This window comes from Halorubrum sp. Atlit-8R (genome assembly GCF_003666025.1).
Lineage (GTDB): Archaea > Halobacteriota > Halobacteria > Halobacteriales > Haloferacaceae > Halorubrum > Halorubrum salinarum.
Genome location: NZ_QPLV01000003.1, coordinates 86,878 through 111,114 on the forward strand (window position 1 = coordinate 86,878; position 24,237 = coordinate 111,114).

Here is a 24,237-nt window from a genome sequence, read left to right on the forward strand (position 1 = left end):
GCCGTCGCCGGCGCGGCGGTCGCCGCGTCAGTCATCGCCGCGGCGGCGGGCGTAGTCGAGCGCCTTGCCGGGCGTCTCGATCAGGTTGAGGCCGATGCCGACGACGACGAATATCGTGTACAGCCCGAGCGTCGACAGCCCGAGGACGACGATGGCGCCGACCGCGTAGATCCCCTGAAGCGAGGTCAGCGCCGCGAGCGTCAGCACGGTGCCGTACAGCAGCACGAGGTACGGCCCCCAGCCGCGGGCGTGACCGCGCCGCATCCGCGAGCGGACGTACCGCTTCAGCTCCGACTCGACCTCCGGTTTGTCGACCGTGCGGCGTTCCACGTCGTCCTCGAACTCGTCGAGCTGCGACCGCAGCTCGCGGACCTCCGCTTCGAGGGCGGCGACGTCCGGCGCGCCGCGCGGCCGTTCGCCGTCGTCCCCGTCGGGGTCCGACTCGCCGTTCATACCCGTGGGTCGGTCGCGGTCCTGTTGTAACTGCCGGTCCGCGGCGTCGTTCGGGAGGCCGGCGGGCCCGGCGCCCCGGTCGGGCGGGCGGCCCTCACCGCCGTCGCCGCGGTCGGCGAGCACGACGTTGACCACGCCGCCGAGGACGACGACGACCGCCGCGAGGTACAGCCAGGTGACGAGGAGGAGGATCCCGCCGATGACGCCGTACACCTGGTACTGCGCGGCGCCCGCGGCGTACACCTGGAATCCGGCCTGGAGCAGCGTCCAGCCGACGGCCGCGAACGCCGCGCCCGGTAGCGCCTCGCGGACGCCGACCGCCGGCTGCGGGAGGAGGTAGTACATCGGGAGGAACACGACCGCGAGGAGGACGGGGAGCGCGAGGACGCTCGCGGTCTCGACCAAGGGGAGCGCGTCCGCGGCCGCGACGAACGCGCCGACCGCGACCATCGCGCCGAGGCCGACGCCGACGCCGACGACGACCGAGGCGGCGTCGGCGACCTGCTTGAGGAACCCGGGCGTCTGGTCGCCGCCGTACAGCGAGACGAACGCCGTGTCGAGCCCGCGGAACACCTTCAGCGTCGACCAGAGCAGCACGCCGACGCCGAGCAGGCTCGCGCCGGTCCGGCCGCCGGCCGAGGAGACCGCGAGGACGACCGCCTCCTCCCCGGCCGGCGTGAGGAAGTCACCGGTCGCCGCGACCAGCTGCGCGGCGATGGTCTCGCCGAAGACCGCGGTGGCGACGACGACGAGCAGCAGGAGCGCGGGGACGAGCGAGACGAACGCGTAGTAGGCGATGGCGGCCGCGAGGAACGTCACCTGCCGGTCGATCGCGAGGTCGGCGACGCGCCGGACCGTGCCGAACGCGGTGCGCGAGTGTCGGGACACGCCCCGCCCTTCGGCCGACCGCGACAAAAGCGAGAGGGTGGCGGCCGCGCGACGAGGCCCACGCCGGGGGCGGCGCCGTCAGTCCGCGTCGTCGCCGAGGACCGCCTCGCGCATCTCGGGGATGGAGGCCGTGCTCTTGACCGCCGTGCCGCGGTAGTGCGCGCGGCTCGCCCCGTGGCCGGCCGCGCGCAGGCGCTCGACGAACTCGTCCATCCCGATGGCGGGCTCGCCCCACTGCTTGTACAGCCGGTGTTGGTCGTAGTGCGTGGGGGTGTCGAGCTCGCGTTCGACGGTGCCCAAGAGCTTGCGCGCGCGCTTCGCCTCGCCCATGTCGTCGGTCACCTCGCGGCGGACGGCGCGCGCGAAGTCGGGGTCGGCGACCGGCCCGAGCCAGATGGGACCGGCCGTGAGGACGCGGTCGCCCCCGCACTCCGGGCAGGCGTCGACCGGGTCGGCGACGTGCCCCGGCGTCGCCGCGCGCCAGAGGCAGTCCTCGCAGTGGTCGACGTACCCGACGCCATCGAGGCAGTCGTCCGCCGCGCGGGCGCCCGACTCCAGTTCGAGGTAGGTCCGCGCGTAGTGCCGGGAGACGTGCGAGAGGATCGGCGTCGCCGCCTTGTCGTAGCGCGCGGCGGTCCGGACCAAGGCGGAGATCAGCGTCCGGAGCCCCATCTCCGGGTGGTAGTCGGTGTTCCGCGGGACCGCGCCGTACTTGCGAATCCCGCTCTGGAGGTGGGCGCCGCACAGCGGCGCGGTGTCGGTGGCGGTGACGCAGACCAGGTTGCGCCCGTTCGCGAACGCCGCGTCCGCGAAGGGAATCGGCGTGCCGTAGGGGTCGAGGTCGACGACGTCGAAGGGCCCCTCGTCGTACAGCAGGGCGTTGACGTCGCGGTGGACCGCCTCGCCGTCGAGGTCGTTGGCGTCGAGGTTCGCGGCGGCGAGCTCGACCGCCTCCTCGTCGACGTCGGCGCAGGTGACCCGGTACCCCTCGGCGGCCGCGCGGACGCCCCGGATCCCCGAGGCGGCCATCGCGTCGAGGTACGAGGCCGCGCGCGGCTCGCGGTCGCGGTAGGCGCGCAGCGTCGCGACCGTCACGTCGCGGTTCAGTTCCTGAGTCGGGTTGAAGAAGACGCCGCCGCCGGTGCCCTCGCTGGCGCCGTCGCGGGCCTCCGGGACGGAGACGGTGAGTCCGCCCTCTTCGATGTCCATACCGTCGGTTCGGCCATCCGGGCTAAAAGCGCCCCGCTCCGGGACCGGCGGGCCGCCGAAGCGCCGAACGGCGCCCGGGGACGGGGACAATGAGTGGCTTTTACGCCGTCGGCGCGGAAGGTGAACGTATGAACGGAGACGCCGCGCGGGGACGGCCCGCCGCAGTCGACGACGGAACGGAGGGGCGAAGATGGTAAGTCCGGCGCGGGTGGACGCGATAACCGACATCGCGTACGGCGCGCTGATCGTCTTATCGATCGTGTTGATCGCGACGACGCAGATGAACAACGTCGCGATCGCGTTCGGGATCGGGGTGTTCGCCTCCTACGTGATCCACGTCGTCTGGAAGATGGCCCGGTTCGACCCGGACTGGATGACCCGCGAAGTGGCCGACCAGGTCGGCAAGAAGGTCGAGGAGAGCGTCGGCGAGACCGTCGACAAGGAGGTCGAGAAGACCGTCGGCGAGACCGTCGAGAAAACCGTCGGCGAAACGGTCAACAAGGAGGTCGAAAAGACCGTGGGCGAGACGGTGAGCAAGGAGGTCGAGAAAACCGTCGAGGAGACCGTCGGCGAGAAGGTCGAGGAAACCGTCGGCGAGAAGGTCGAGGAGACGGTGAGCAAGGAGGTCGAGAAGAGCGTCGGGGAAACCGTCGAGAAGACCGTCGGCGAGACCGTCAACAAGGAGGTCAGCGAGGTCGCCGACGACGTGAGCGACACCGTCAGCGAGGAGGTCACGGGGAAAGTCGAGGAGACCGTCGGCGAGACGGTAGAAAAGACCGTCGAGGAGAAAGTTGGAGAGACGGTCGAGGAGAAGGTCGGCGAGACGGTGGAGAAGACCGTCGAGGAAACGGTCGAGGAGACGGTCGGCGAGAAGGTCGAAGAAACCGTCGAGAAGACCGTCGAGGAGACAGTCGGCGAGAAGGTCGAAGAAACCGTCGAGAAGACCGTCGAGGAAACAGTCGGCGAGAAGGTCGAAGAGAGCGACGACGAGGAATCCGAGCGGCGCGGCGAGTCGTAGATCTTCTCGGGCGGCGACGTCCGACCTCCGTGTCGGTGACGTTACGCGACCCGGTGTCCCGTCGGCCGCGCGTCAGAGGGACCGACGCGACGGCGTCGGCGGGCGTCAGTAGTCGCGGTCGACGACGATCACCGGGTCGTCGGTCTCGTTCGCGATGCGGTCGGCGAGCGTTCCGAAGACGTGATCGCCGAGGGTGGACTCCGGTTCGTACATCACGACCGCGTCGTAGTCGGCCGCCACCCGGAGGATCTCCTCGTCGTGTTCGTCGCCCTCGACGACCAGCGTGTCGAGCGCCGCGACGTCGAACCCGTCTTCGATCAGCCGGTCGCGCGTCTCGGAGACGATCTCCTCGCCGCGCTCGCGGGGCTCCCCGCCCTCGACGACGTGGAACAGCGTGATCCGCTGGGTCGAGTCCTCGCTCAACACGCGGATGAACCGTGGGAGGCGTTCGAACTCCGCCACGTCGGGGAGCGGCACGAGGATGCGCCGCACGCCGTCTGTCGGCGCGGGGTCGAGTTCGGCGGCGCACCCCTCGTCGGCCGCGACCTGCTGGATCGCGGCCGCCCGGTCTTTCCCGAACACCAGCCGCGTCCGGACGGACGCCCCCGCGTCGGCGAACGCGTCGGCGACCTCGTCGAGCGTCGCCCGCGCCGCCTCGCCGAACTGCTCGCGGGCGGAGCTGGCCGGCGTCTGCTCCGGGAGGGCGTAGTGCCCGAGCACCACGACGTCCAGCGACGAGAGGTCCTCGATGAGCACCGGCGACAGCGGCTCGGGGTCCGGGAGTTCGAGCGGCACGAGGATCGTGTCTGCCATGCCGCACGATTGGTCGGCCGGGACAATAAACGCGGAGATCCCCGGTCGAGCGGACGAACCGACGGCTGGGAGGGGCGGTGCTCGACGCGAAAAGGTGGGTGTCGCGGGGCGCTACTCGTTGCCGAACATCTGGCGCATCATCGGGTGCATTTCCATCAGCTGCTCTTCCGCGATCTCCTCGTACAGCTTGTACGTGATAGAGACCGCGAGCAGCAGCCCGGTTCCGGAGACCTGACCGATGGTGCCGAGCAGGTTCGCCATCACGGCGAGCAGCCCGACGAGGGCGCCGCCGATGACCGTCACCTGCGGGATGTACCGCTCCATGACCTTCTCGACGACCTGCGGGTTCCGGCGGAACCCGGGGATCTGCATCCCGGAGTTCTGGATCTGCTTCGCGGTCGCCTCCGGCCCCATGCCGGTGGTCTCGACCCAGAAGATCGCGAAGATGGCGCCGCCGACGATCATGAACGTCAGGTCGACGGCGAGCCGGACCGCGATCATCCACGGCTCCACGGAGGCCGGGATCTCGCCGAGGAACCACATCCACTGTCCGCGGCTCTGGATGGGGTTCAGGTAGTAGAACAGCCCGGAGATGGGCTGTCCGGCGTCGCTGTACTCACCGAGGAACGCCGGCATCCCCGCCCACTGCGAGGAGAGGATCTGGCCGAGGAACTGGATGTTCGCCTGCAGCGCGCGAACGAGGATCATCGGCAGGACGGACGCGTAGATGAGCTTCACCGGGAAGCGTCCGCGGGCGCCCTTCACGCGGGCGTGCGACAGCGGGATCTCGACGCGGACCGACTCCGCGTACACGACGATCCCGAAGATGAACACCGTGGTGAAAAGCGCCAAGATGTTCCCGGGGTCGAAGAGGAGGTTCTGGAGCCCCTCGGCGGTGAACGGCGACATCGACACCGGCACGTCGCCGAAGATGACGCCGTACCAGCTCGCGAAGAAGCCGGACGCGCCGAGCGCCGAGAAGCTGAAGAAGCCGCCGACGATCTGCTGGCTCACGGACGCGATGATGAACAGGCCGACGCCGGAGCCGACGCCCCACTTGCTCACGATCTCGTCCATGAACAGGATGAGGATGCCGCCGACGAAGATCTGCGCGAAGATCAGCAGCTGCACGCCGAACGTGCCGATGCCGAGCGCGCTCGCGACCGCGTCGTCGGCCGGGAGGAAGCTCCCGGTGAACACCATCGGCGCCGCCGTCAGTGCCGAGACGATGATCACGAGCAGCTTCTGGAGGCCCTGATAGAGGACCTGGTCACGCGGGTCGTTCTCCGTGTCGAGCCCGAGGAGGTTCGCACCGCCCAGCAGCTGGAGGACGATGGACGCCGTGACGATCGGTCCGATACCGACCTGCAGCAGCGACCCGGACGATCCGGCCAGCACCGACCGGAACTGCCCGAAGAAGTCCGACCCCTGCCCGACCGCCAACCCGAACGGGTTGATGTTGGTCAGGAAGAAGTAGACGATCAGGATTCCGGCCGTCCACGTGAGCTTCCGCTTGAACGGGACGTGCCCCGCGGGCCGCTCCACGACGGGCATCCGCGAGAGCACCGGTTCGGCGGCCTCCTTCCAGCTCATGTTACGCCTCGTCGTTCTCGTCGTCGGAAGTGTTTTCCGGTTCGTCAGCGGGTTCTTCGGCGCGCTCCGAGAGCGTCGCCTCGCCGCCGGCCTCCTCGATGAGCTCGACCGCACCGGCCGTGAACGCGTCGGCCGTGACGCGGAGCTCGCGCCGGACCTGCCCGCCGCCGAGCACCTTCACGACGTCCGCCTCGTGGCCGTCCTCGACGACGTCGCGCGCGTCGAAGACGTACGCGTCGCCGTCCTCCTCGGCGAGGCCGTCCGCGGCGTACAGCGCCGCGTCCTCGTCGAGCTTCTGGATCTTCACTTCGAGGACCTCCGTCTGGGCGTCCTCGGGCCGCTTGAACCCGTGCTTGCCGAGCGGGCCGTAGTTGTGGTACTCGTGTTTCGCGCGACCGGCCGCGCCGCGGCCGCCGCGGTGACCGGCGCCGCGCCGGTTCTTGTGCGTGCCGCCGCCGTGCGTGCGAGAGCCGCGCTGTCGTCGTTTCTTGCTCGTCATCGCATCGCCTCCAGGAGACTGTCGATCTCCTCGGTGGTGTGTTTCCCGAGCTCGCCGCCCTCGATCACGGGGTGTTTGATGCCCTCGTGACCGCCGCGGGGCGCGTGGAGCCGGAGCGTCGGCGAGAGGCCCTGCTCGCGCAGGGTCGTCTCCTCGTCGACGAGCGCTTCGGCCAGCGCCTCGAGGTCGGCGTAGTCGGTGTTCGAATCGATCCACTCGTCGTCGACGTCGGCCGAGCCCTCGAGGGGCTCGCCGCGCCGCGCGACGGTCCGCGCGACGGCCTCGACGCTCGGTTCCCCGAACGCGACGACGTCGTTGACCTTCGTGATCATGCCGCGGTACGAGTCCGTCTCGGGGACGAACGTCGCGTGGTTGACGCGCCCGACGTTCAGCATGTCGAGCGTGTCCTCGACGTCGTAGTCCAGGTTGACGTCGCCGCGGAGCTGAACGATCGCCTGCATCACTCGCTCACCTCGTCGTAGTGGACCTCGCGCGCGTGCTGCGGAGTGCGGGACTGCGCCGCGTTCTCCAGGGCGTTGAACGTCGCCTTCGCGAGGTTCACCGTCGTGCGCGTGTTGCCGTCGGAGTTCGTCCAGGCGTCCTCGACGCCGGCGAGCTCTAAGATGTTGCGGACCGTCTCCGCGGCCGCGAGGCCCAGCCCCTGCGGGGCGGGCTTGATCTCGACGGTGACGGAGCCGGCCTTCCCCTTCGCCGTGCGGGTCAGGGAGTTGGTGCCGCCGGGCTGGTCCTCCCAGGACCCGGAGCCGCGGTCGACCGAGATGATGTTCAGCTTCGCGACGTCGATCGCCTTCTGGATCGCGCCGCCGACCTGGTCGTCGCGGGCCTGCGCGTAGCCGAGGTAGCCGTCGCGGTTGCCCACGGCGACGACGCAGCGGAACTTCACGCGGCGGCCGGAGTCGGTCATGCGCTGGACCATGTTGATGTCCAGCACCTCGTCTTCGAGCCCCGGGAGGAGCTGGTCGACGATCTCCGCCTCCTTCAGCGGGAGGCCGGAGTCGAGCGCCTGTTCCATCGACGTGATGTCGCCGTCCTGTACCTTGCGGCCGAGTCGCGTCCGCGGTTCCCAGCCGTCGTTGTGTCTACTCATGGTCCTCCTGGATTGTCGCGAGCACGTCGTCGAAGTGCTCGGGTAGCTCGCTGGCGTCGAACTCGCCGCTGTACAGCGGCTCGTCGAGCTGCTCGGCGTAGTCGGCGATGTGTTCGCCGCGCGTGCGCGACCAGTCGGCCAGCACGTCGTCGTTGTGCGGGATCTCGAGGCCCGCGTCGATCGCTCCTTCCTGTACCGCGAACGTCTTGTTGCCGGGCGTCGCCGTGTTGAGCCCGATGTCGAGGACGGCCTCGTCGAGGCCGGCGTCGACGGCGCGGGCGCCCGCGAGGAAGCCGGTGAGGTACGCGCTGGGGAGGTTGCCCGTGGGGGCGTCCCAGCCGTACTCGCCGAGCTCCTCGCTGGAGGCGGCCGCGTGGGTCTCGTCGCCGTCGGGTCCGGGGGTCACCAGCTGCGCCCTGACGTGAGCGTTGCTCACCCGGGCGACCAGGCGAGGCTTGCCCGATTTCAGCAGGCGCAACCTCTGATGGTAATCCGTCCGGACCTCGCGGCGGCGCCGCATCGGCACCTTGTATCGTGGTCCTGTCGCCATTAGTCCGTCACCTCGTAACCGTACTGCGTCTCGATGAACGCCTCGAGACGGGCGACGTCCTCGAAGTCTCCCCCGCTCGCCTTGTTGTAGAGCGTGCGGTACTCGGAGGCGTCGAGCACGTCTTCCTCGTCGCGAAGCTCCTTCAGGCGGGCCCGCTGTGCGCGGATGCGCGCCTTCCAGTCGTCTTTCGTGTTCTGCCGCGCGCCGGAGCGCCCCTTGCGGGAGCCGGCGCCGGACTGGTGTCCGTACGAGCGCTTGTCGGCGCGCTCGCGGGCGCGACCGCGCGAGTTCGTCTTCGCGTCCTTCGCGCGGATCGTTCCCTGGTCGATGAGCTCGCGGACGTCCTCGCGGGTGATCGCGTCCGCGATCTCCTCCTGTGCGTCGGGGTCGAGCCAGACGCGGCCCTTGCCAACGTCGAGCTCGTCCGCTGCGAGCCGTTTCTGCGCCTTCAGATCACTCATCGTTGACCTCCACTTCGACGTAGGTCGGGTTCAGCACGCGGATGCCGCGCTCCTCCGCCTCGTCTTCGATCAGTTCGCGCTTGCGACCGCCGACCTTCGAGGCGATCCGCACCGCCTGCGTGTCGCCGTCGACGCCCTCGAGGTCGTCCGTGTTGTGAACGCGGACCTCCTCGAAGCCGCTCGGGTGTAGGTCGCGCGACGCCTTGGGCGAGCGGAAGCCGGCCTCGACGACCGGCCCCTTCGACTTCATGCGGCGGCGCTGCTTGGAGAGCCCGCCGCGCGGCTTGCGCCACGACGTCGGGATCCGCTTTTTCTTGTGGTAGTCCTGCCGGTTGAACTGCGGTTTCCCCTCGCGGTGCTTCTGCGCGAGCGCGCGAGCGGTCTCGTCGTCCAGTTCCGGCGTCTTGTCGGCGTGGCCGCGGGGGCGAAGCTCCGTCTCGACCGCCTCGGACTCCTCGGCCTCGTCGGCCGCCTCCTCCTCGTCGGTCTCGTCTTCGATCTCCGCGTCCGCCTCCTCGTCGACCTCCAGTCCGCCGACGTCGGCCTTGATACGCGCGGCGAGCGCGTTGCCGACGCCGTCGACCTCGGAGAGCTCCGACTGGGAGGCGGCCTTCACGTCCTCGACCGTCTCGTAGCCGGCCTCGCGAAGCGCGTCCGCCTTCGAGGGACCGACGCCGCTGATGTCTTCCAGTTCGTCTGCCATTGGTTAGGCACCTCCGGTGGGCTTCTCGACGATGTACACGCCGTCCTGGAAGACGCGCGTGTCCTTGTCGGTCACCTTCGTCAGCTGTTCGATGTCGGCGGCGGTCTGCCCGACGGCCTCCTTGTCGGAGCCCGTCAGCGTGACCGTCTCGCCGTCGACCTGTACGTCCGTGTCTCCGCGGATCGGAGTGCGCCGCGCGGCGCTCTCTCCGAGGAAGTTCTCGATGACGACCTCGTCGCCCTCCACGTTCACCTGCATCGGGAAGTGGGCGTAGTACACTTCCATCGCGTACTCCCAGCCCTCGGTGACGCCGTGGATCATGTTGGCGACGTGGCTCTCGAAGGTGCCGACCGTGGCGTTGGTCTTCGCGTCCTCGTTCTCGGTCGCGATGACCACCGCGCCGTCCTCGACGGACACGTCGACGTCGGGGTACCAGAGGCGTCGCGTGACGCTCCCGTTGGGCCCTTCGACGGTGAGTTCGAGGTGGTCGGTCTCGGCGGAGACGTCGTCCGGAATCTCGATTTCGACTCTGTTCATTGTTAGTAGACGTATGCGATCACTTGGCCGCCGATGCCCTCTTCGCGGGCCTCGTAGTGGCTCATGACGCCGTGGCTCGTCGTGACGATGAGCGTCCCGTAGTCACGGGCGGGGAGGTATCGCTTCTCCCACTTCTCGAACTCGTCAGCGCCCGCCGAGTAGCGGGGCTTGACGGCGCCACACTCGTTGATCGCGCCTTTCAGTTCGACCTCGAACTTCCCGGCCTTCCCGTCGTCGACGTACTCGAAGCCGTCGACGTACCCGCGGTCGTAGAGGACCTCGAGGACGGAGCCGATGATGTTCGAAGCGGGCTCTACCGTGTACGACAGGTGGCCAACGCTCTCGGCGTTGTCCATGCCGGCGAGCGCGTTGGTGAATGGATCGTTTCCCGTCATGATCAGCTGTACTTCTCGAATCCCATGTCTCGGGCGACCTCGCGGAAGCACTGACGGCAGAGGTTGATGTCGTACTTGCCGACGAGTCCCTGCTCGCGGTCGCACCGCCGGCACGTGTGCCGGGAGTCGGTGCGCTTCGCGGCGTGCTCGCCCGTGTCGTTGTTCGCTTCGCTCATTCGCTTACCTCGACGTCGAAGTTCGTTTCGAGGAACGCGGCCGCGTCCTCGGCTGTCATCCGGTGGCGAGCGGGGATGGTCCCCGTCGCCTTGTCGCGTTTCGAGACGCGGTAGCCGGGACGGACGATCGTCGTCGTCACGTCGAGGCCGTAGATCCCGGTGTTGGGATCGTACTCCTGGCTCGGGAAGTCGGTGTGGTCCTCGATCCCGAAGCTGAGGTTACCCGTGTCGTCGAACTGGCTCCGGCCGATCTCGACCAGGTTCAGCGCGGTCTCGAGGAACGCGTGCGCGTCCTCGCCCCGCAGCGTCACCTTCACGCCGATCGGGTCGCCCTTGCGGATCCCGAACTCGGCGATGGTGCGCTTCGAGGTGGTCCGGACCGACTGCTGGCCCGTGATCTCCTCGATGATCTGCTCGGCGTCGGCGAGGGGCTCACCGCCCTGCCCGACGCCCATGTGGACGACGACCTTCTCGAGGTACGGCTCGCGCATCTCGTGGTCGGCGCTCTCGGCTTCACTCATCCGAATCACCCGCCTCGTCGTCGTCCGTGAAGTTCTCGTCGATCACGACAACGTACTCCTCGATCGTCTCGTAGCCGCCGTCGTCGCTGGCGACCGTGACGGTGTTGTCGCCGGAGCCGAGCGTCACGTCGATGTCGTCGATCTCGCCGATCTGGCCGGCGTGCTGGCCGGCGACGGCGGTGACGAGGGCGCCCTCCTCGTACTCGAAGTGGGCGACGATCTCCTTCGTCTCGTTGTCGACGACGATCGAGTCGTTCGTCTCGTAGTCCGCGTCGTCGTCGACGCGGACGTTCGTCCCGTCGTGGAGCGTCAGCTGGACGACCCCGCCGGGGACGACGGTCTTGTTCGTGATCTTCCCGAGCCGGCTGCCCGCGGCCTCCTCGTCGACGGGGGTCAGCGCGAGCCGACCGCCCTCGTCGGGGAAGACGCGGAAGAACTCCCCGCGCTCGGGGAACGCCAGGATGTCGAACATCCCGATCGGACGCTGCTCGTCCGAGATGGCGTCCCCGTTGACGAGGATCGAGTCGTTGTTCAGCGCGTAGCGCGCCTCCTTCGTCGAGTCGACGTAGCCGAGCACGTCCCGCAGCAGGACGACGAGGGGAACGCCCGCCTCGCCGTGCGGGCCCGCGCCCGCCTTCACCGTGAACGTGTCCGTCTTGCGCTCGACCGGCCAGGAGTTCGGTACTGACAGTCGCTTCTGGTGTCGCGTCATTCGTTGTCCTCCTGGAGCCGCGCCTCGCGGCGCTCGTCTTCGAGGTCCAGTTCGGTCACCCGGACGTTGCTCGCCGGGATGGGGCGGGGAACCTCCTCCCCGTCCGCCTTCTCGACGGTGACGTCCTCGACCGTGATCCGCTCGGCGGACAGGTCGACGGAGACGACCTCCGCCTCCGTGCCGGCCGCGTCGCCGCGAAGCACCTCGACGGTGTCGCCGGCGTTGACGCGGACGTTCCGCTGTCCGTACTCGTCGCGGAGATCCTCGGTGAGGGTGGCCCGGACCTGGTTCTGCCGCTCGTGGAGCGGCGCGGTCTCCGACCGTTTTCGTTGTTTGCGTGGCTGGTTCGTCATAGTTAGACGATCATCGTCGCGGTCGAGGCGATGCTCCCGAATCGTTCGGCGACCTCGCGGGCGACGGGGCCTTTGATCTCCGTGCCCCGCGGCTCCTCGAGGTCGTCGATGATGACGGCCGCGTTGTCCTCGAACTTCACGCGCGTGCCGTCCGGACGGCGGATCGGCTTGCGCTGGCGGACGACGACCGCCTCCAGCACCTGCCGCCGCATCTCCGGCGTCCCTTTCGTGACCGAGACGGTCACCTTGTCGCCGATCCCCGCCTTCGGGTGACGGTTCTTCGTGCCGGAGTAGCCCGACACGGAGATCACCTTCAGCTCACGGGCGCCGGTGTTGTCGGCGCACGTGATCAGCGAGCCCTTCGAGAGCCCCTGCGTGACGTCGGCCTTGAGCGCCTCCATCACTGATCACCCGACAGGATCTCGACGACGACGTGGGACTTCGTCTTCGAGAGCGGTCGCGTCTCCGCGATTTTCACTTCGTCACCGACTTCGAGCGAGTCGAGCACGCCCGGCACGTGGGCCGGGATGCGCGAGCGACGCTTCATGTACCGGTCGTATTTCGGTACGAACACGTCGTACTCTCGCTCGACGATGACGGTCTTTTCCATATCCGTCGACACGACCGTCCCCTCGCGGGTCTGGCCGCGGACGGAGAGCTGCCCGTAGAACGGGCACTTCTCGTAGTCGTAATCCTCCGGGTTGTCTGGCTCCGGAGGCGTGGGTACGTCGATTCCTATCGCCATTGTGTGGCACCTCGTTCGGTGCGTTCGGCGGGCCGATGTCGCAACCGATCGCCATCCACCGTCGCGTAGACCGCGTCTTTGCACTCGCCTCGTCGGCTCGCCGGGCCCGCGCCGTCACCGTTGACGGCGCTTTCGGACCCGGACGGGCCAGACTGACGGGGGCGGACCCCCGTAGTATCCGACCCGAGTTGGGACGCGGACCCCGGCGACCCTCCGTCGCCGGCGGCTTCATCTGTGCGAGCGGTCGGCGTCTCGACGACGCCGAACTCGAACGTCGCGCCCGACTTGGGCACGCGCTTGTCCCCCGACCCCGTCCGGACCACGAGGGTGCCGAACGTCTCGTCGAGCACGCGACCCGCGATGCCCACGTGGGCGTCGCTGTCGGCGTCGACCACCCGAACCGGGAGGCCGACGAGTTCGTGTCGAACGAGCGTGTCGGGGGAGATCATCTTACTGTTCCTCGTCGTCGAAGTCGCCTTCTTCCGCCTGGATCGTCTTGATCCGCGCGATGGTCTTCTTCAGCTCGTTGACGCGGCCCGGGCTCTCCGGCATGCCGCCGGCCGCCCGCTGCGCCTTCGAGTTGAGCAGCTCGGTCTCGAGCTCCTCGAGTTCGACCTGCCGCTCCGCCGCGGTCATGTCGCGGATCTCGTCGGTGTAGAGGATCGCCATCTATTCGTCCTCCTCGTCTTCCTCGTCGGCCGCCTCCATCTCCGCGACGAGGTCGGCCGCCTCGGACTCGATCTCTTCGTCGAGGTCGTCGAGCTCGTCGGCGTCGACGTCCTCGTCGACCGGTTCCTCCGCGGCGACGTCCGTCGCCTCGGCGGCCGTCTCCTGCGTCTCCTCGACGACCTCCTCGACGACCTCCTCGTCGATGACCTCCGCGGGGTCCTCGTCGGGGACGTCGACGTCGTCGTCGCCGCCCACGTCCGGAACCTCGTCGGGGTCCTCTTCGAGGAGCGACTCGACGCCCTCGTCGGCGTCGGCGTCGACCGCCGCCTGCTCGACCTCCGGAACCTCCGCGTCCTCGCGGACCTGGAAGTCGTCCGGGAGCGTCGCGCCCGGCGGGATGATCTTGACGTTGACGCCGATCGTCCCGAGCTTCATGACGGCGACGCCCTGGCCGTGGTCGACGACCTCCTCCGCGGGCTCGCCGTTGTGCTTGATGTAGCCGCGGTTGAACTTCTCGACGCGCGAGCGCGCGCCGGTGACCTTCCCGGACAGGACGATCTCGGCGCCCAGCGCGCCCGCGTCCATGATGCGGTCGATCGTCGTGTGACCGGCCTTCCGGAAGTACCAGCCGCGTTCGAGGGCGTTCGCGAGACGGTCCGCGACGATCTGCGCGTTCAGGTCGGGCTCGTCGACCTCCTGAACGTCGATCTGCGGGTCGTCCATGTCGAAGCGCTCCTCGAGCTCGGTGGTGATCTTGCGGATGTTCTTCCCGCCTTTCCCGATCACCATGCCGGGCTTTTCGGCCTTCAAGACGATCTGCGTGCCCATCGGCGTCTGGGCGACGTCCATCCCGCCGTAGCCGGCGCGGCCGAGCTCGTCCGCGAAGAACTCGTTGATCTGGGAACGGCGAAGGCCGTCCTCGATGAATTGGTGTTCGTCAGCCATTAGTTGTCAGCCTCCGGCTCCTCGATGATCAGTTCGACGTCCGCGAGCGTGGTGTTCCACTCCGTCGCGCCCGCGGCGCGGGGGTTCCGGCCGGGTCGCTCGCCGACCTTGTGGGGGGCGACGTGTTTGATGACCATCGCCTCGCCGTCGAACCCCTGCTCGTCGGCGTTGTTCTTGACGTTCTCCAAGAGCTTGAGGAAGTCCTTGGCGGCCTTCTCGGGGTACCGTCCCGCGTCCCAGCCGTCGATGTCGGAGCGGTGTCCCGCGCCGGCGTTGTGCTGGCGCATCGGGACGGACGACTCCTCGTCGATGACCTCCTGGAGGAACTCCTCCGCGTCGGCGACCGTCTCGCCTTTGATCTCTCGGGAGATCTCCTTGCTGTCCTTCACGCTGATGGGCCGGTCGCGGAGCATCCCCTTGGCGGTGGTCTCCGGGTCGGCCTCGACGCTGTAGTTGATTCCCATGGGTTACTTGAGGGGCACGAACTTCGAGGACCGGGTCGCGCCGATGCCGGCCTGACCGTGTTCGACGGTGCTTCGGGTGAGGTGGAACTCACCGAGGTAGTGCCCGATCATCTCGGGTTCGACCTGAACGCGCTCGAAGCTGTGTCCGTTGTACACGGCGAAGGTGACGCCGACGAACTCCGGCAGGACCGGCATGTCGCGCAGGTGCGTCCGGATCGGGTCGTCCGCCGTCGTCTCCTTGTCGCGGCTCCGGACCGTCTCCAGCAGCTTCTGCTGTTCGGTGCTGAGACCGCGAACGATGCTTCGCCGCTGGCGTGCGGGGAGCAGTTCCGCGACCTCCTCTACGTCCATCTCCTGCAGCTCGTCGAGCGAGTGACCGCGGTAGGCGAACTCCTTGCCCTCGCGGCCGGTTCGGTAGTCTGAACTCATTTGTTGCCACCTCGTCCGGTGCGCTTGGATGCGATGTCACCGACCTTTCGTCCCGGCGGGGCGTCCCGCGAGACGGACTTCGGCTGGCCGGGGTGTTGGCGACCACCGCCACCGAAGGGGTGGTCGACGGCGTTCATCGCGACGCCGCGCACGCGCGGGTATTTGGTGCCGCGCGCTTTCATCTTGTGGTGCTTGTTGCCGGCCTTGACGAAGGGTTTCTCCGTCCGGCCGCCGCCCGCGACCACGCCTATCGTGGCGCGGCACTGGGGGTCGAGTCGCTTCACTTCGCCGCTGGGGAGCTGGACGACCGCGACGTCGCGGTCGTGGGTGAGAAGCGTCGCCGACACGCCGGAGGCGCGCGCGAACTTCCCGCCGTCCCCGCGGTTGCTCTCGACGTTACACACGGGCACGCCCTCGGGGATCTCCGCCAGCGGGAGCGTGTTGCCCGGCTTGATCTCCGCCGAGACGCCGACCTGGATCGTCTCGCCGACGCGCACGCCTTCCGGCGCGAGCACGAGGCGACGGTCGTCGTCCTCGAACTCGACCTCCGCGAGGGGGGCCGAGCGGGCCGGGTCGTGTTCGATCCCGACGATCTCGCCGGTGATCGTGTCCACGTCTTCGAGCTTCTTGTGCGACAGTTCCGCCTTGTAACGGTGCGAGGGGGCCCGGAACGTCGGGCCGCCGCGTCCGCGCCGTTGTCCTTGGATTCGTCGTCCCATCTCAGAACACCCCGATGCGCGAGGCGATTTCGGTCGCGTCGTCGTCCTCCGACAGGGTGACGATCGCCTTCTTCTCGCCCTGCGGCGTCACCTGCGTGTTGACGTTCGCGACGCCCACGTCGTAGCGCTCGGCGACCTCGGAGGTGATCTCCGGCTTGGTCGCGTCGACGTCGACGAGGAACAGCAGCTTGTTGTTGAAGTCCATCTCGTTCATCGCCTGCTCGGTGACGATCGGATGCTCGATGATCGAGTTCATCGGTCGGCCACCTCCGCGACGGCGCTTTCAGTCCACAGCGTGAGTCGTCCCGGGTGCGCGCCCGGCGCGAGGTCCTCGGCGTTGACCTCGCGAGCGGTCGCGACGTCGACGCCCGCGAGGTTGCGGGCGGCGCGGGACGGCTCCTCGCTGGTGACCACGAGGACGGACTTCGGCTGGCGGTACTTGCGGCCGCGGGCCTTCCCCTGTCCGGCGCGGACGGAGCGGCCCTCCTCGGCGCGCTCGATGTCGGCGTCGACGCCGACGGCCTCGAGGACGCCCAGGGCCTCCTGGGTCTTCTTCAGGTCCTCGAACTCGTCGCTCACGACGAGCGGGAGGTCGAGGTCCTCGTCGAACGCGTGACCGCGCTCGGCGACGAGCTCGGCGTCGGTCGTGGCCGCGATGGCCGACCGGATGGCGAGCTGTCGTTCCTTGTCGTTCAGTTGCTTCGACTGGTCCTTCTCGGCCTTCGGCGGGTGCGCGGCGCGGCCCGACACGGCGTGCGGGACGCGGCGGGCGACGTTCTCCTGTCGCGGCACGTGCGCGAGCCCGCGGCCGGAGCCGAACGACTCGGCGGGCGTCCGCAGCCCGGCGAACTCGTCTGCCCCGTAGGCCTGCTTCCGGTTTGCCTGAGCGGCGCCGACCGCGCGACCGATGAGGTCCGGTCGGAACGCGGTCTCGAAGACGGCCGGCAGCTCGATGCTGCCCGCCTCGTCGCCGTCCAGGTCGTGTACTGTTGCGTTCATTGGTTATCCCTGGTTGGATTCGGTGGAAACGTACCGGACCTCGGGGTCGAGGCGCGGCTGGTCGTTCGGCCGGATGGCCGGGCGGAACCGCAGCAGACGCTGGTCCGGTCCGGGCAGCGAGCCCTTGATGAGCGCGTACTCGCCGTCGACCTCGCCGTAGTTGACGAAGCCGCCGTCGACGGAGGCATCGTCGCCCTCGCCGAAGTCGATGAGGCGCTTGTTGAGCTCGGTGCGCTGGTGGTAGCCGGTCTGGCCCTGCTGGGGCACGGTAGAGCGGACGCGGGAGGGGTTCCACGGACCGAGGTTACCGATCCGGCGCCGCCATCCCTGGCGGGCGTGTTTGCCCTTCCGCTTCTGAACGCCCCAGCGCTTGACGGGACCCTGCGTCCCCTTGCCCTTCGTGATGCCGGAGACGTCGGTGTACTGCCCGGCGCGGAAGACGTCGCCGAACTCGTGGGCGCCGCCCTCGGCGACCAGGTCCAGCGCGAAGTCGGCGCGCTCCTCGAGGGAGCCGCCGCCGACGCGCGTCTCCATGACGTCGGGCTTCTTCTTGGGGACGTTCGAGAGCTCCGAGGGCGCCGTGTGCGTGATGACGCGCACGTCGTCGACGACGCCGTCGTCGAGCAGCGCGCGCAGCTCGTCGGCGTCCTCCTCGAAGGTGTCTTCCGCCGGCAGGTCGAGCGCGCGGTCGAGCTCCTCGTGGAACTCGGTCGCCCAGACCTCTTCGACCGGCTTCTGTCCGTACGGCGTGTCCTCGTAGGCTCGGACTGCGACGGCGTACATCGGCGGCGTCTCGACGACGGTGACGGGGACTGCCTCCTCCATCCCCTCACGCGGCGAGTTCGCCTCGTCGTTGACCATCATGACGTGGGTCATCCCGGCCTTGTAGCCGGCGAATCCCTGCAGCGCAGGGGCCCCGTCGTCGTCTGGCCACGAACGGATGCGCGGCACCTCGCTGTCTGCGCGGGTGCGCGGGCCGTAGCCCAGCGAGCCTTTTCGTGGTCGGCTTGGTTGTGGCATGTGTTTACTCCGTGAGTGTGAGCGAGCCGAGGGTCGCGAACAGAGCCTCCTCCGTCCGGACGACCTCGCTCGCTTGTGCCGGGATCGTGTTCAGCCAGAGGTCGAACCCCGGATCGGGTTCGACCGAGCGGCCGTCGGCGACGGCCGCCCGAATGCGGTCGGGCGAAAGCCCGAGCATCTCCGGAAGCCCCCGCTCGGGCGCGCCGAAGGCGACGGTGTAGCCGCCGGCCTCCCGCGCGTCCGAGACGAGGTCGCCGAGCCGCGAGACGGAGAGTTCCTCCCCGTGTCGCGACGTCGCGACGGCCAGTCCGTCGCCGGCGAGCGCTTCCGACAGGTCCGCGGCCACGACCTGGAAGCCGACCTCCGGCTTCCCGGTGATGCGGGCGCGGACCGGTTCTCTCGAAGAGACCCTGATGGTGACGCGCTCCCCCCGCTCGACCTCCATTCCGGAGGGCACGAGCAGGGAGATCGGGTGTTCCCGCAGCGGGGAATTGACCCGGACGCGGCCTTCAGGTCCGACCTCGGTCACGAGTCCCTGTGTTTTCGACTCTTCCCCGCTAGGGGTCGAGCCGGTCCGCCACGGCACGCGGAGCGGGGGTAACACGCCGACGTACCGGAGCTCGTCGCGTTGCCCCCAGAGGTCCTTCCGGAGCTCCGGCGGCGTCGCGGCGTACCCCAGCACGGTGCGGACGTACTCCCCGCCCCGTCGACCCTCGCCTTCCCTGTCGGGGAAGACGGCGAGCCGATCCGCCCGGAACACCGCCGCCGCACGGGCGACGTAGCCGAGTTTGCGAGTCGCCTCGCGGTCGTCCTCGGCCTCCCGGACGAGCGAAGACGGAACACATATCGTGAGCCCGTCTTCGGTACGCATCGTGGCGAGACTGTACCCCTCGATTTCAGACGGCACCGTAAAAGGATAGCGGTCCCGATTTCGGGCTGTGCCGCGTTCACACGGGGTTTGGCGCGGGATCTGGCCCTCGGATCGTGACAACCGTCACCGCGGTGACCGGGGCCGCTCCCGATCGGTCCGAGCGGTCGAGGTCACGCCGGGACGATCCGGGCCACCGGCGCGTCGCCGTCGTCGACCGCGACGTAGAGGTGCCCGGTCGCCGGCTCGACCGCGACCGCGCGCATGCGCCACTCCCGGTCGTCGAGCAGGGGTTCGCGCTCGGTCACGACCGCGTCCTGTCCGTCGCCGTCGACGGTGAACCGACCGAGGTACTGCGCCGCGAGCGTGCCCGCGAACAGGTCCCCGCGCCACTCTGGGAACGCGTCGCCGTCGTAGAAGACGGCCCCGCTCGGCGGGAAGCCCCCGGAGCCGCACGGCCAGTAGTGGACCGGCGCGGTCACGCCGTCGCGCTCGCCGTGGCCCGGTGCGACCGGGTCGTCGGTCCCGTACCGGCACGCCTCGCTGGCGACCGGCCAGCCGTAGTTGCCGCCGGCCTCGATCACGTTGATCTCGTCGCCGTCGCGCTCGCCGTGCTCGCACTGCCAGACCGCGCCCGTCTCGGGCCGCACCGCCATCGCCTGCGGGTTCCGGTGCCCGTAGCTGTACAGCGCGTCCGTGGCGTCCGCGTCGCCGGCGAAGGGGTTCTCGGGGTGGGGGTCGCCGTCGGCCGTCAGCCGCAGCGTCGCGCCCAGCTCGTTCGACCGGTCCTGCGAGGCGTGGTCCGGCCCGAAGTCGGTGTCGCGCCGGTCGCCGACCGTGACGAACAGCGCGCCGTCGGGGCCGAACGTCGCCCGCGACCCGAAGTGGAGATCCGTCCCGCGGAACGGCTCGGCGACGAACAGCGCCTCGAACCCGTCGAGCGCGGGCGCGTCGCCGTCGGGCGAGAGCCGGCCGGCGCCGAGGTGGGTGGTCGCGCCCTCCGCGCCGTCGCTGGCCGGGCTGTCCGCGGCGCGCGCCGAGTACGTCAGGTACACGCGCGGGTCGTCGGGGTAGTCGGGGTGGACCGCGACGTCGAGCAGGCCGCCCTGTCCCGCCGCGAACACCTCTGGCGCGCCCGCGACTTGCTCAACCGTTCCGTCCGCGGGGTCGACGAGCGAGAGCCGCCCCGGGCGCTCGGTGACGAGCAGGCGACCGTCGTCGGGCAGGAACGCGAGCCCCCACGGGTTCTCGAACCCCTCGGCGACGGGTTCGACGTCGTAGTCCACGTCGCCGCCGTCGTCCGGCGGGGGGTCCTCGTCGGGGGTATCGCTTCCGTCGGATCCGTCGTCGCCGGTGTCGCCGAGACAGCCCGAGAGCGTTGGGAGGGCGGCGGCGCCGGCGACCCCGCCGGCCGCGCGGAGGGCGGTGCGTCTGTCGATGCGGTCGGAGGAGTCGGGCATCGTTCGAGTTCGGATCGACGTGGGGGCGCGACGCCGATGACCCTTCCGCCGGCGCTCGTTCGGAACCCTTATATCTCCGACCCGGGCTACGATCGGATGCGAAGCACGCACCGGTAGTGTAGTGGTATCACGCAACCTTGCCATGGTTGCAACCCGAGTTCAAATCTCGGCCGGTGCATCTTCTCGCTGCGCTCGAAGATCCACCGGCCTGACTCCCGCTCGCTGCGCTCGCGGGAGTCTCGGCCGGTGCTTTTTGCGAACGAAGTGAGCAAAATCACCGAGAGAGATTCGAACGCTATCAGTAGCCAGTAACCGGACGACTGAGCGGTGGCGAACATTTCCAAAGCCCCAGCCGCGAGGCGGGCTGACGCTGGCTGCGCTCCTCGCTCGTTCACTCCGTTCACTCGCTGTGGTGCTTACGTCGCCTCAGCCCGCCTCGCGGCTGCCCCTTTGAGTCCGCCCCGCCCCGCACGGCAACCGCACCTCACGCCTCCCCAACCTCGTCGGCCTCCCTCCGGTCGGCCGACTCCCTCGCGCGTGCTGCTTGGCCGCGAAGCGGCCTCGCAGGCACGCGCCACGGCGTTCGGTTGTGACGCCGGCACGGTTCCCCGACCGGTAGTTTCAATCGGCGATCCGGCGAACCCCTGTCGCGTGACCGTTCCAACGAAGACGCTCCCGAGCGGCGCGGAGCTACCGGCGCTCGGACTCGGCACGTACGACCTCACCGACGGCGAGACCGTCGACAGCGTCCGCGCGGCGCTCGACGCGGGCTACGGCCACATCGACACGGCCGAGGGGTACAAAAACGAGGAGGCCATCGGCGACGCCCTCGCGGCGAGCGGCGTCGACCGCGACGACGTCTTCCTCACCTCGAAGGTGCTCGCGAAGAACCTCAACTACGAGTCCGTGATCGCCTCGTGCGAGGCGTCGCTCGACCGCCTCGGGGTCGAGTACCTCGACCTGTACCTGATCCACTGGCCGAACCCAGCCATCTCGCTGCGCGAGACGCTCCGCGCGATGGCCGAGCTTCGCGACCGCGGGCTCGTCCGCGATATCGGCGTCTCGAACTTCAGCGCGTACCAGCTCAGCTGCGCGCACCACATCTCGGACGTCCCCATCGCGGTCAACCAGATCGAGTTCCACCCGTGGTTCCAGCGCCCGGACCTGGTCGAGTACTGCCGCGAGACCGACACCGTGGTCGAGGCGGCGGCGCCGCTCGCGCGGACGGACGTGTTCGGCGACGAGGTCGTCGCGGACCTGGCCGAGAAGTACGACAAGCATCCCGCGCAGGTCGTCGTCCGGTGGGCGATCGACCGCGGCGTCGTCCCGCTCCCGCGCTCGTCGACTCCCGAGCACGTCCGGGCCAACGCCGAGATGGACTGGGAGCTGGACGATGCCGACCGGCGGCGGCTCGACGAGCGCGACCGCGATCGGCCGGTGTACGACACCCTGGCGCGCGACTGGACGAGCGACGTGTACGGGATCGAGCAGTAGCGGGCCCGAGGCTACTCCGCGTCGCCGAGCGCGACCGGCTCGCCGGTCTCGGCCGACTCGTAGACGGCAGCGAGCGCGCGGCTGTCCGTGAGCGCGTGCTCGCCGTCGGCGTGGAACGGCTCGCCCGCGAGCAGCTGGTGGCCGAAGTACGCGAACTCCGCTTCGATCTGGTGGACCTGGTCGAACTCCACGTCGACCCGGGTGCCGTCGCGGACGACGGCGAAGCCGCGGTCCTCGCGCTCGTAGAACGCCGGGTCCATGATCAGCCTGGCGTCCGTGCCGGTGACCTCCAGCCGGCTCGCGTGCTGGGCGTTCTGACTCACCGAGCACTGCGCGTCGACGCCGCCGGGGAACTCCAGCCTGAAGGTCGCGTGCTCGTCGACGTCGGCGAACGCCGCGTGCTCCGAGCGCGTGCGGCCCGACACACGAACCGGGTCCTCGCGGAGCACGAACCGGGTCGTGTTGAGCGGGTACACGCCCAGGTCCATGACCGCGCAGCCGCCGGACAGCTCGGGGTCGAGCCGCCACTGGTCGTGGTCGCCGCCCAGCTCGCCGAGCATCGTCTGCGACATCGTCGCGTGGACGCCGACCACCTCGCCCGCGACGCCCGCGTCGAGCAGGTCGCGGAGCCGCCGGACGGCGGGGTCCGTCTGCATCCGGTAGCCGACCATCAGCGGCACGTCGGCGTCGCGACACGCGGCGACGAGCCGGCGCGCGCGCTCCGGGGTCGCCTCCAGCGGCTTCTCGCAGAGGACCGCCTTCCCCTGGTCCGCGGCGGCCTCGACGTACTTCAGGTGGGTCGCGTTCGGCGTCGCGACGTACACCGCGTCGTAGGCGTCCGCGGCCGCGCCGGCGCGGAACTCCTCGGGCGTCACGCCGGTCACGTCGCGCTCGGCGGCGACCGCCTCGACGGCGGCGGCGTCGACGTCGGTGACGACGGTCGCCTCGGTGTACGCGGACCGCGCGATGCCGGGCAGCGCCCACTCCCGGGCGAACCAGCCGAGCCCGACGACCGCGACGCGGACCGGGTCGGTGACGGCGGCCGGGTCGAGCGTCTCCCAGTCCCGGCGCGTGAACTCGTCGAGGTACTCCGCGAAGGCGGCTTCCATGCCGACCCTTCGTCGCGGGGGCGTCAAATAACCACGGCGACGCCGTCCGCCGGCGGGCGTCCGGGGCCGCGCCGCTCACCACGCCCCGTCGTAGTCCACCCGCGGCCGCGCGGCGTCGACCCCGAGGTCGCGGAGCGCCTCGGTCGCGCGCTCGACGGGCGCGGGGTCGACGCGGTCGAGCGCGTCCGCCGTCGCCTCGGCGAACCGGACCGTCCAGTCGCCGTCGACCACGACCGCCGCGCGGCGCGGGACGTCCGAGTGGCCCTCCCACGAGTCGGCGAGCAGGTCGTACGACTCGGCCGCGCCGCCGTGGAAGTCGGCGACGACCGGGAACGGGAGGGCGAACCGGTCGGCGTATGCGAACGCCGCGTACAGCGAGTCGCCCGTGAGCGCGGCGACGGCGAGGTCGTCGCGGTCGTCCCAGCCGGCGTCCCGGACCGCGGCGAACGCGGCCGTACACGTCGGCACGAACGTCGCGGGCGCGAACAGGAGCGCGACCGCGTCGTGCGCCTCGACGAGCCGGAACAGCGCCAGCTCGTCGGCGGAATCCCCCGAGACCGCCGGGGCGATGAAGTCCGGCGCCGTGTCGCCGACGCGAATCATACCGGACGGTGGATGCGTGCGAGGTAAATAGTCACGCCCGAACCGGAGAGAGGTCACGCCTGAACCGGAAGCGACGAAGAGGGCCGCCGTGACGCGGAGATCCGGCATGGTGACGGGTGCTACCGCCCCTCTCGGGGAGGTTTTACGCGTCGCCCGCGGAGGTGAGCCGTGATCGCTCCCCACGCCGCGACGCTGCTCGCCCTCGTCGGCACCCACGGCGCCGCGGCGGTCTTCGTCGTCTTCGCTCTGGAGGGGGCCCTCGTGGGGAAGGTGCTGCCGGCGCGGACGCTGTTCGTCGCGGCGGCGGTCGCCGCCGGCGTCGAGTCGCTCGCGGTCCTCCCGGTGTTCGCCGCGGCGGTGGTCGGCGCGACCGCCGGACAGTCGATCCTCTTCGTCGCGGTCCGCCGGTACGACGCCGACCCCACCGCGCTGGCCGTGGTGCCCGTGAGCGAGGGCGGCCTCGACGGCGCGACGCGCTGGTTCGACTGGTGGGGGCTCCCCGCGGTCGCCGCCTCGAACGCCCTCCCGGGGACCCGCGGGTGGCTCGCGCTCCCCAGCGCGGGCGCCTCGTCGGTGTCTGCCCCCCGGTTCGCCGCCGCGTCGCTCGTCGGGTCGGCGGCGTACGCGGGCGCGCTCCTCGCCGTCGGGCTGGCGGTCGGGATCGGGTTCGAGGGGGTCCTCGGGGCGTACGGCGGCGACCTGATCGCGGCGCTGTAGCCCGGGT

Annotated in this window: 34 protein-coding genes and 1 tRNA gene; 4 read left to right on the top strand and 31 right to left on the bottom strand. The window is 69.9% G+C overall.

The features are described 5' to 3' along the window. Nucleotides 1-27: 27 nt before the first annotated feature. Both DVK05_RS09025 and DVK05_RS09030 read right to left on the bottom strand, forming a co-directional pair. On the bottom strand, nucleotides 28-1,341 hold the full coding sequence (locus DVK05_RS09025) for a YihY/virulence factor BrkB family protein (protein ID WP_121563049.1): 1,314 nt from the start codon (nucleotides 1,339-1,341) through the stop codon (nucleotides 28-30). Nucleotides 1,342-1,419: 78 nt separating this feature from the next. After that, a complete protein-coding gene (locus DVK05_RS09030; protein ID WP_121563050.1) occupies nucleotides 1,420-2,550 on the bottom strand; it encodes a tRNA (guanine(26)-N(2))-dimethyltransferase in 1,131 nt (376 codons plus the stop codon). Between the two features lie 190 nt (nucleotides 2,551-2,740). Between DVK05_RS09030 and DVK05_RS09035 the strand changes: the two genes are divergently transcribed. After that, nucleotides 2,741-3,568 (top strand): hypothetical protein, encoded by an 828-nt coding sequence (locus DVK05_RS09035; protein WP_121563051.1) that lies wholly within the window; start codon nucleotides 2,741-2,743, stop codon nucleotides 3,566-3,568. A gap of 105 nt (nucleotides 3,569-3,673) precedes the next feature. On the opposite strand, the gene DVK05_RS09040 is transcribed toward DVK05_RS09035, so the two are convergent. From DVK05_RS09040 to DVK05_RS09170, 27 genes are all read right to left on the bottom strand, one after another. Next, nucleotides 3,674-4,381, bottom strand: a complete 708-nt coding sequence (locus DVK05_RS09040; protein WP_121563052.1) for a universal stress protein — start codon at nucleotides 4,379-4,381, stop codon at nucleotides 3,674-3,676. A gap of 111 nt (nucleotides 4,382-4,492) precedes the next feature. Next, nucleotides 4,493-5,974, bottom strand: coding sequence for a preprotein translocase subunit SecY (gene secY / locus DVK05_RS09045; protein WP_121563053.1), 1,482 nt, complete (start codon nucleotides 5,972-5,974; stop codon nucleotides 4,493-4,495). A 1-nt stretch (nucleotide 5,975) separates the two neighbouring features. Continuing rightward, nucleotides 5,976-6,473, bottom strand: a complete 498-nt coding sequence (locus tag DVK05_RS09050) for an uL15m family ribosomal protein (RefSeq protein ID WP_086216135.1) — start codon at nucleotides 6,471-6,473, stop codon at nucleotides 5,976-5,978. Continuing rightward, nucleotides 6,470-6,934 carry a 50S ribosomal protein L30 gene (locus DVK05_RS09055; RefSeq protein ID WP_121563054.1) on the bottom strand — a complete coding sequence of 155 codons (465 nt, stop codon included), beginning with the start codon at nucleotides 6,932-6,934 and terminating at the stop codon, nucleotides 6,470-6,472. Before DVK05_RS09055 ends, DVK05_RS09050 begins: the two co-directional genes overlap by 4 nt. Beyond that, complete coding sequence (locus tag DVK05_RS09060) at nucleotides 6,934-7,581, bottom strand: 30S ribosomal protein S5 (RefSeq protein ID WP_121563055.1); 648 nt, start codon at nucleotides 7,579-7,581, stop codon at nucleotides 6,934-6,936. Before DVK05_RS09060 ends, DVK05_RS09055 begins: the two co-directional genes overlap by 1 nt. Continuing rightward, nucleotides 7,574-8,131 carry a 50S ribosomal protein L18 gene (locus DVK05_RS09065; RefSeq protein ID WP_121563056.1) on the bottom strand — a complete coding sequence of 186 codons (558 nt, stop codon included), beginning with the start codon at nucleotides 8,129-8,131 and terminating at the stop codon, nucleotides 7,574-7,576. Before DVK05_RS09065 ends, DVK05_RS09060 begins: the two co-directional genes overlap by 8 nt. Next, on the bottom strand, nucleotides 8,131-8,592 hold the full coding sequence (locus tag DVK05_RS09070) for a 50S ribosomal protein L19e (protein ID WP_053770527.1): 462 nt from the start codon (nucleotides 8,590-8,592) through the stop codon (nucleotides 8,131-8,133). The genes DVK05_RS09065 and DVK05_RS09070 overlap by 1 nt, the downstream gene beginning before the upstream one ends. Further along, complete coding sequence (locus DVK05_RS09075; protein ID WP_053770526.1) at nucleotides 8,585-9,295, bottom strand: 50S ribosomal protein L32e; 711 nt, start codon at nucleotides 9,293-9,295, stop codon at nucleotides 8,585-8,587. The genes DVK05_RS09070 and DVK05_RS09075 overlap by 8 nt, the downstream gene beginning before the upstream one ends. Before the next feature lie 3 nt (nucleotides 9,296-9,298). Further along, nucleotides 9,299-9,832, bottom strand: coding sequence for a 50S ribosomal protein L6 (locus DVK05_RS09080; protein ID WP_053770525.1), 534 nt, complete (start codon nucleotides 9,830-9,832; stop codon nucleotides 9,299-9,301). Nucleotides 9,833-9,834: 2 nt separating this feature from the next. Next, a complete protein-coding gene (locus tag DVK05_RS09085; protein WP_004047215.1) occupies nucleotides 9,835-10,227 on the bottom strand; it encodes a 30S ribosomal protein S8 in 393 nt (130 codons plus the stop codon). 2 nt (nucleotides 10,228-10,229) lie between these two features. Beyond that, the gene (locus tag DVK05_RS09090; protein ID WP_004597423.1) at nucleotides 10,230-10,403 is read right to left on the bottom strand and encodes a 30S ribosomal protein S14; all 174 of its coding nucleotides are present in this window, start codon (nucleotides 10,401-10,403) and stop codon (nucleotides 10,230-10,232) included. After that, a complete protein-coding gene (locus tag DVK05_RS09095) occupies nucleotides 10,400-10,924 on the bottom strand; it encodes a 50S ribosomal protein L5 (protein ID WP_121563057.1) in 525 nt (174 codons plus the stop codon). The genes DVK05_RS09090 and DVK05_RS09095 overlap by 4 nt, the downstream gene beginning before the upstream one ends. Beyond that, nucleotides 10,917-11,636 (bottom strand): 30S ribosomal protein S4e, encoded by a 720-nt coding sequence (locus DVK05_RS09100; protein ID WP_121563058.1) that lies wholly within the window; start codon nucleotides 11,634-11,636, stop codon nucleotides 10,917-10,919. The genes DVK05_RS09095 and DVK05_RS09100 overlap by 8 nt, the downstream gene beginning before the upstream one ends. Next, nucleotides 11,633-11,989 (bottom strand): 50S ribosomal protein L24, encoded by a 357-nt coding sequence (gene rplX, locus DVK05_RS09105; RefSeq protein WP_053770522.1) that lies wholly within the window; start codon nucleotides 11,987-11,989, stop codon nucleotides 11,633-11,635. Before rplX ends, DVK05_RS09100 begins: the two co-directional genes overlap by 4 nt. 2 nt (nucleotides 11,990-11,991) lie before the next feature. Continuing rightward, entirely contained in the window at nucleotides 11,992-12,390 is a 399-nt protein-coding gene (locus DVK05_RS09110; protein ID WP_004597429.1) for a 50S ribosomal protein L14, read from the bottom strand. After that, nucleotides 12,390-12,734 (bottom strand): 30S ribosomal protein S17, encoded by a 345-nt coding sequence (locus DVK05_RS09115; protein ID WP_053770521.1) that lies wholly within the window; start codon nucleotides 12,732-12,734, stop codon nucleotides 12,390-12,392. Before DVK05_RS09115 ends, DVK05_RS09110 begins: the two co-directional genes overlap by 1 nt. After that, on the bottom strand, nucleotides 12,725-13,183 hold the full coding sequence (locus DVK05_RS09120; RefSeq protein ID WP_121563059.1) for a ribonuclease P protein component 1: 459 nt from the start codon (nucleotides 13,181-13,183) through the stop codon (nucleotides 12,725-12,727). The genes DVK05_RS09115 and DVK05_RS09120 overlap by 10 nt, the downstream gene beginning before the upstream one ends. A 1-nt stretch (nucleotide 13,184) precedes the next feature. Then, nucleotides 13,185-13,403, bottom strand: a complete 219-nt coding sequence (rpmC, locus tag DVK05_RS09125; RefSeq protein ID WP_121563060.1) for a 50S ribosomal protein L29 — start codon at nucleotides 13,401-13,403, stop codon at nucleotides 13,185-13,187. Continuing rightward, nucleotides 13,404-14,348 (bottom strand): 30S ribosomal protein S3, encoded by a 945-nt coding sequence (locus DVK05_RS09130; RefSeq protein WP_121563061.1) that lies wholly within the window; start codon nucleotides 14,346-14,348, stop codon nucleotides 13,404-13,406. After that, nucleotides 14,348-14,812: a 50S ribosomal protein L22 gene (locus DVK05_RS09135; protein ID WP_121563062.1), complete on the bottom strand. Its 465-nt coding sequence runs from the start codon at nucleotides 14,810-14,812 to the stop codon at nucleotides 14,348-14,350. Before DVK05_RS09135 ends, DVK05_RS09130 begins: the two co-directional genes overlap by 1 nt. Before the next feature lie 3 nt (nucleotides 14,813-14,815). Further along, nucleotides 14,816-15,241, bottom strand: coding sequence for a 30S ribosomal protein S19 (locus DVK05_RS09140; protein ID WP_053770516.1), 426 nt, complete (start codon nucleotides 15,239-15,241; stop codon nucleotides 14,816-14,818). Further along, a complete protein-coding gene (locus tag DVK05_RS09145; protein WP_049897897.1) occupies nucleotides 15,238-15,960 on the bottom strand; it encodes a 50S ribosomal protein L2 in 723 nt (240 codons plus the stop codon). Before DVK05_RS09145 ends, DVK05_RS09140 begins: the two co-directional genes overlap by 4 nt. A 1-nt stretch (nucleotide 15,961) precedes the next feature. Beyond that, nucleotides 15,962-16,216: a 50S ribosomal protein L23 gene (locus DVK05_RS09150; protein ID WP_053770515.1), complete on the bottom strand. Its 255-nt coding sequence runs from the start codon at nucleotides 16,214-16,216 to the stop codon at nucleotides 15,962-15,964. Next, complete coding sequence (gene rpl4p, locus DVK05_RS09155) at nucleotides 16,213-16,959, bottom strand: 50S ribosomal protein L4 (RefSeq protein ID WP_053770514.1); 747 nt, start codon at nucleotides 16,957-16,959, stop codon at nucleotides 16,213-16,215. The genes DVK05_RS09150 and rpl4p overlap by 4 nt, the downstream gene beginning before the upstream one ends. 3 nt (nucleotides 16,960-16,962) lie before the next feature. Then, on the bottom strand, nucleotides 16,963-17,979 hold the full coding sequence (locus DVK05_RS09160; protein WP_121563063.1) for a 50S ribosomal protein L3: 1,017 nt from the start codon (nucleotides 17,977-17,979) through the stop codon (nucleotides 16,963-16,965). Nucleotides 17,980-17,983: 4 nt separating this feature from the next. After that, on the bottom strand, nucleotides 17,984-18,850 hold the full coding sequence (locus tag DVK05_RS09165) for a putative RNA uridine N3 methyltransferase (RefSeq protein ID WP_121563064.1): 867 nt from the start codon (nucleotides 18,848-18,850) through the stop codon (nucleotides 17,984-17,986). 170 nt (nucleotides 18,851-19,020) lie between these two features. After that, entirely contained in the window at nucleotides 19,021-20,307 is a 1,287-nt protein-coding gene (locus DVK05_RS09170) for a PQQ-dependent sugar dehydrogenase (RefSeq protein ID WP_121563065.1), read from the bottom strand. Between the two features lie 107 nt (nucleotides 20,308-20,414). Here DVK05_RS09170 and DVK05_RS09175 point away from each other — a divergent pair. Together DVK05_RS09175 and DVK05_RS09180 are read left to right on the top strand one after the other, a co-directional pair. Beyond that, nucleotides 20,415-20,485, top strand: a tRNA-Gly gene (locus DVK05_RS09175). 473 nt (nucleotides 20,486-20,958) lie between these two features. Beyond that, nucleotides 20,959-21,801: an aldo/keto reductase gene (locus DVK05_RS09180; protein ID WP_121563066.1), complete on the top strand. Its 843-nt coding sequence runs from the start codon at nucleotides 20,959-20,961 to the stop codon at nucleotides 21,799-21,801. Nucleotides 21,802-21,812: 11 nt separating this feature from the next. Here DVK05_RS09180 and gfo6 read toward each other — a convergent pair whose 3' ends face one another. Together gfo6 and DVK05_RS09190 are read right to left on the bottom strand one after the other, a co-directional pair. Next, entirely contained in the window at nucleotides 21,813-22,910 is a 1,098-nt protein-coding gene (gene gfo6, locus DVK05_RS09185; protein WP_121563067.1) for a D-xylose 1-dehydrogenase Gfo6, read from the bottom strand. Nucleotides 22,911-22,985: 75 nt separating this feature from the next. Beyond that, nucleotides 22,986-23,513: a redoxin domain-containing protein gene (locus DVK05_RS09190; RefSeq protein ID WP_121563068.1), complete on the bottom strand. Its 528-nt coding sequence runs from the start codon at nucleotides 23,511-23,513 to the stop codon at nucleotides 22,986-22,988. Nucleotides 23,514-23,681: 168 nt separating this feature from the next. Between DVK05_RS09190 and DVK05_RS09195 the strand changes: the two genes are divergently transcribed. Next, nucleotides 23,682-24,230: a DedA family protein gene (locus tag DVK05_RS09195; RefSeq protein ID WP_121563069.1), complete on the top strand. Its 549-nt coding sequence runs from the start codon at nucleotides 23,682-23,684 to the stop codon at nucleotides 24,228-24,230. Nucleotides 24,231-24,237 lie beyond the last annotated feature (7 nt).

What these genes read in the sequence shown, in the direction of transcription:
- DVK05_RS09030 (WP_121563050.1), bottom strand. Translation starts at nt 2,550, where the DNA reads ATGGACATCGAAGAGGGCGGACTCACCGTCTCCGTCCCGGAGGCCCGC.
- DVK05_RS09035 (WP_121563051.1), top strand. Translation starts at nt 2,741, where the DNA reads ATGGTAAGTCCGGCGCGGGTGGACGCGATAACCGACATCGCGTACGGC.
- DVK05_RS09040 (WP_121563052.1), bottom strand. Translation starts at nt 4,381, where the DNA reads ATGGCAGACACGATCCTCGTGCCGCTCGAACTCCCGGACCCCGAGCCG.
- secY (WP_121563053.1), bottom strand. Translation starts at nt 5,974, where the DNA reads ATGAGCTGGAAGGAGGCCGCCGAACCGGTGCTCTCGCGGATGCCCGTC.
- DVK05_RS09050 (WP_086216135.1), bottom strand. Translation starts at nt 6,473, where the DNA reads ATGACGAGCAAGAAACGACGACAGCGCGGCTCTCGCACGCACGGCGGC.
- DVK05_RS09055 (WP_121563054.1), bottom strand. Translation starts at nt 6,934, where the DNA reads ATGCAGGCGATCGTTCAGCTCCGCGGCGACGTCAACCTGGACTACGAC.
- DVK05_RS09060 (WP_121563055.1), bottom strand. Translation starts at nt 7,581, where the DNA reads ATGAGTAGACACAACGACGGCTGGGAACCGCGGACGCGACTCGGCCGC.
- DVK05_RS09065 (WP_121563056.1), bottom strand. Translation starts at nt 8,131, where the DNA reads ATGGCGACAGGACCACGATACAAGGTGCCGATGCGGCGCCGCCGCGAG.
- DVK05_RS09070 (WP_053770527.1), bottom strand. Translation starts at nt 8,592, where the DNA reads ATGAGTGATCTGAAGGCGCAGAAACGGCTCGCAGCGGACGAGCTCGAC.
- DVK05_RS09075 (WP_053770526.1), bottom strand. Translation starts at nt 9,295, where the DNA reads ATGGCAGACGAACTGGAAGACATCAGCGGCGTCGGTCCCTCGAAGGCG.
- DVK05_RS09080 (WP_053770525.1), bottom strand. Translation starts at nt 9,832, where the DNA reads ATGAACAGAGTCGAAATCGAGATTCCGGACGACGTCTCCGCCGAGACC.
- DVK05_RS09085 (WP_004047215.1), bottom strand. Translation starts at nt 10,227, where the DNA reads ATGACGGGAAACGATCCATTCACCAACGCGCTCGCCGGCATGGACAAC.
- DVK05_RS09090 (WP_004597423.1), bottom strand. Translation starts at nt 10,403, where the DNA reads ATGAGCGAAGCGAACAACGACACGGGCGAGCACGCCGCGAAGCGCACC.
- DVK05_RS09095 (WP_121563057.1), bottom strand. Translation starts at nt 10,924, where the DNA reads ATGAGTGAAGCCGAGAGCGCCGACCACGAGATGCGCGAGCCGTACCTC.
- DVK05_RS09100 (WP_121563058.1), bottom strand. Translation starts at nt 11,636, where the DNA reads ATGACGCGACACCAGAAGCGACTGTCAGTACCGAACTCCTGGCCGGTC.
- rplX (WP_053770522.1), bottom strand. Translation starts at nt 11,989, where the DNA reads ATGACGAACCAGCCACGCAAACAACGAAAACGGTCGGAGACCGCGCCG.
- DVK05_RS09110 (WP_004597429.1), bottom strand. Translation starts at nt 12,390, where the DNA reads ATGGAGGCGCTCAAGGCCGACGTCACGCAGGGGCTCTCGAAGGGCTCG.
- DVK05_RS09115 (WP_053770521.1), bottom strand. Translation starts at nt 12,734, where the DNA reads ATGGCGATAGGAATCGACGTACCCACGCCTCCGGAGCCAGACAACCCG.
- DVK05_RS09120 (WP_121563059.1), bottom strand. Translation starts at nt 13,183, where the DNA reads ATGATCTCCCCCGACACGCTCGTTCGACACGAACTCGTCGGCCTCCCG.
- rpmC (WP_121563060.1), bottom strand. Translation starts at nt 13,403, where the DNA reads ATGGCGATCCTCTACACCGACGAGATCCGCGACATGACCGCGGCGGAG.
- DVK05_RS09130 (WP_121563061.1), bottom strand. Translation starts at nt 14,348, where the DNA reads ATGGCTGACGAACACCAATTCATCGAGGACGGCCTTCGCCGTTCCCAG.
- DVK05_RS09135 (WP_121563062.1), bottom strand. Translation starts at nt 14,812, where the DNA reads ATGGGAATCAACTACAGCGTCGAGGCCGACCCGGAGACCACCGCCAAG.
- DVK05_RS09140 (WP_053770516.1), bottom strand. Translation starts at nt 15,241, where the DNA reads ATGAGTTCAGACTACCGAACCGGCCGCGAGGGCAAGGAGTTCGCCTAC.
- DVK05_RS09145 (WP_049897897.1), bottom strand. Translation starts at nt 15,960, where the DNA reads ATGGGACGACGAATCCAAGGACAACGGCGCGGACGCGGCGGCCCGACG.
- DVK05_RS09150 (WP_053770515.1), bottom strand. Translation starts at nt 16,216, where the DNA reads ATGAACTCGATCATCGAGCATCCGATCGTCACCGAGCAGGCGATGAAC.
- rpl4p (WP_053770514.1), bottom strand. Translation starts at nt 16,959, where the DNA reads ATGAACGCAACAGTACACGACCTGGACGGCGACGAGGCGGGCAGCATC.
- DVK05_RS09160 (WP_121563063.1), bottom strand. Translation starts at nt 17,979, where the DNA reads ATGCCACAACCAAGCCGACCACGAAAAGGCTCGCTGGGCTACGGCCCG.
- DVK05_RS09165 (WP_121563064.1), bottom strand. Translation starts at nt 18,850, where the DNA reads ATGCGTACCGAAGACGGGCTCACGATATGTGTTCCGTCTTCGCTCGTC.
- DVK05_RS09170 (WP_121563065.1), bottom strand. Translation starts at nt 20,307, where the DNA reads ATGCCCGACTCCTCCGACCGCATCGACAGACGCACCGCCCTCCGCGCG.
- gfo6 (WP_121563067.1), bottom strand. Translation starts at nt 22,910, where the DNA reads ATGGAAGCCGCCTTCGCGGAGTACCTCGACGAGTTCACGCGCCGGGAC.
- DVK05_RS09190 (WP_121563068.1), bottom strand. Translation starts at nt 23,513, where the DNA reads ATGATTCGCGTCGGCGACACGGCGCCGGACTTCATCGCCCCGGCGGTC.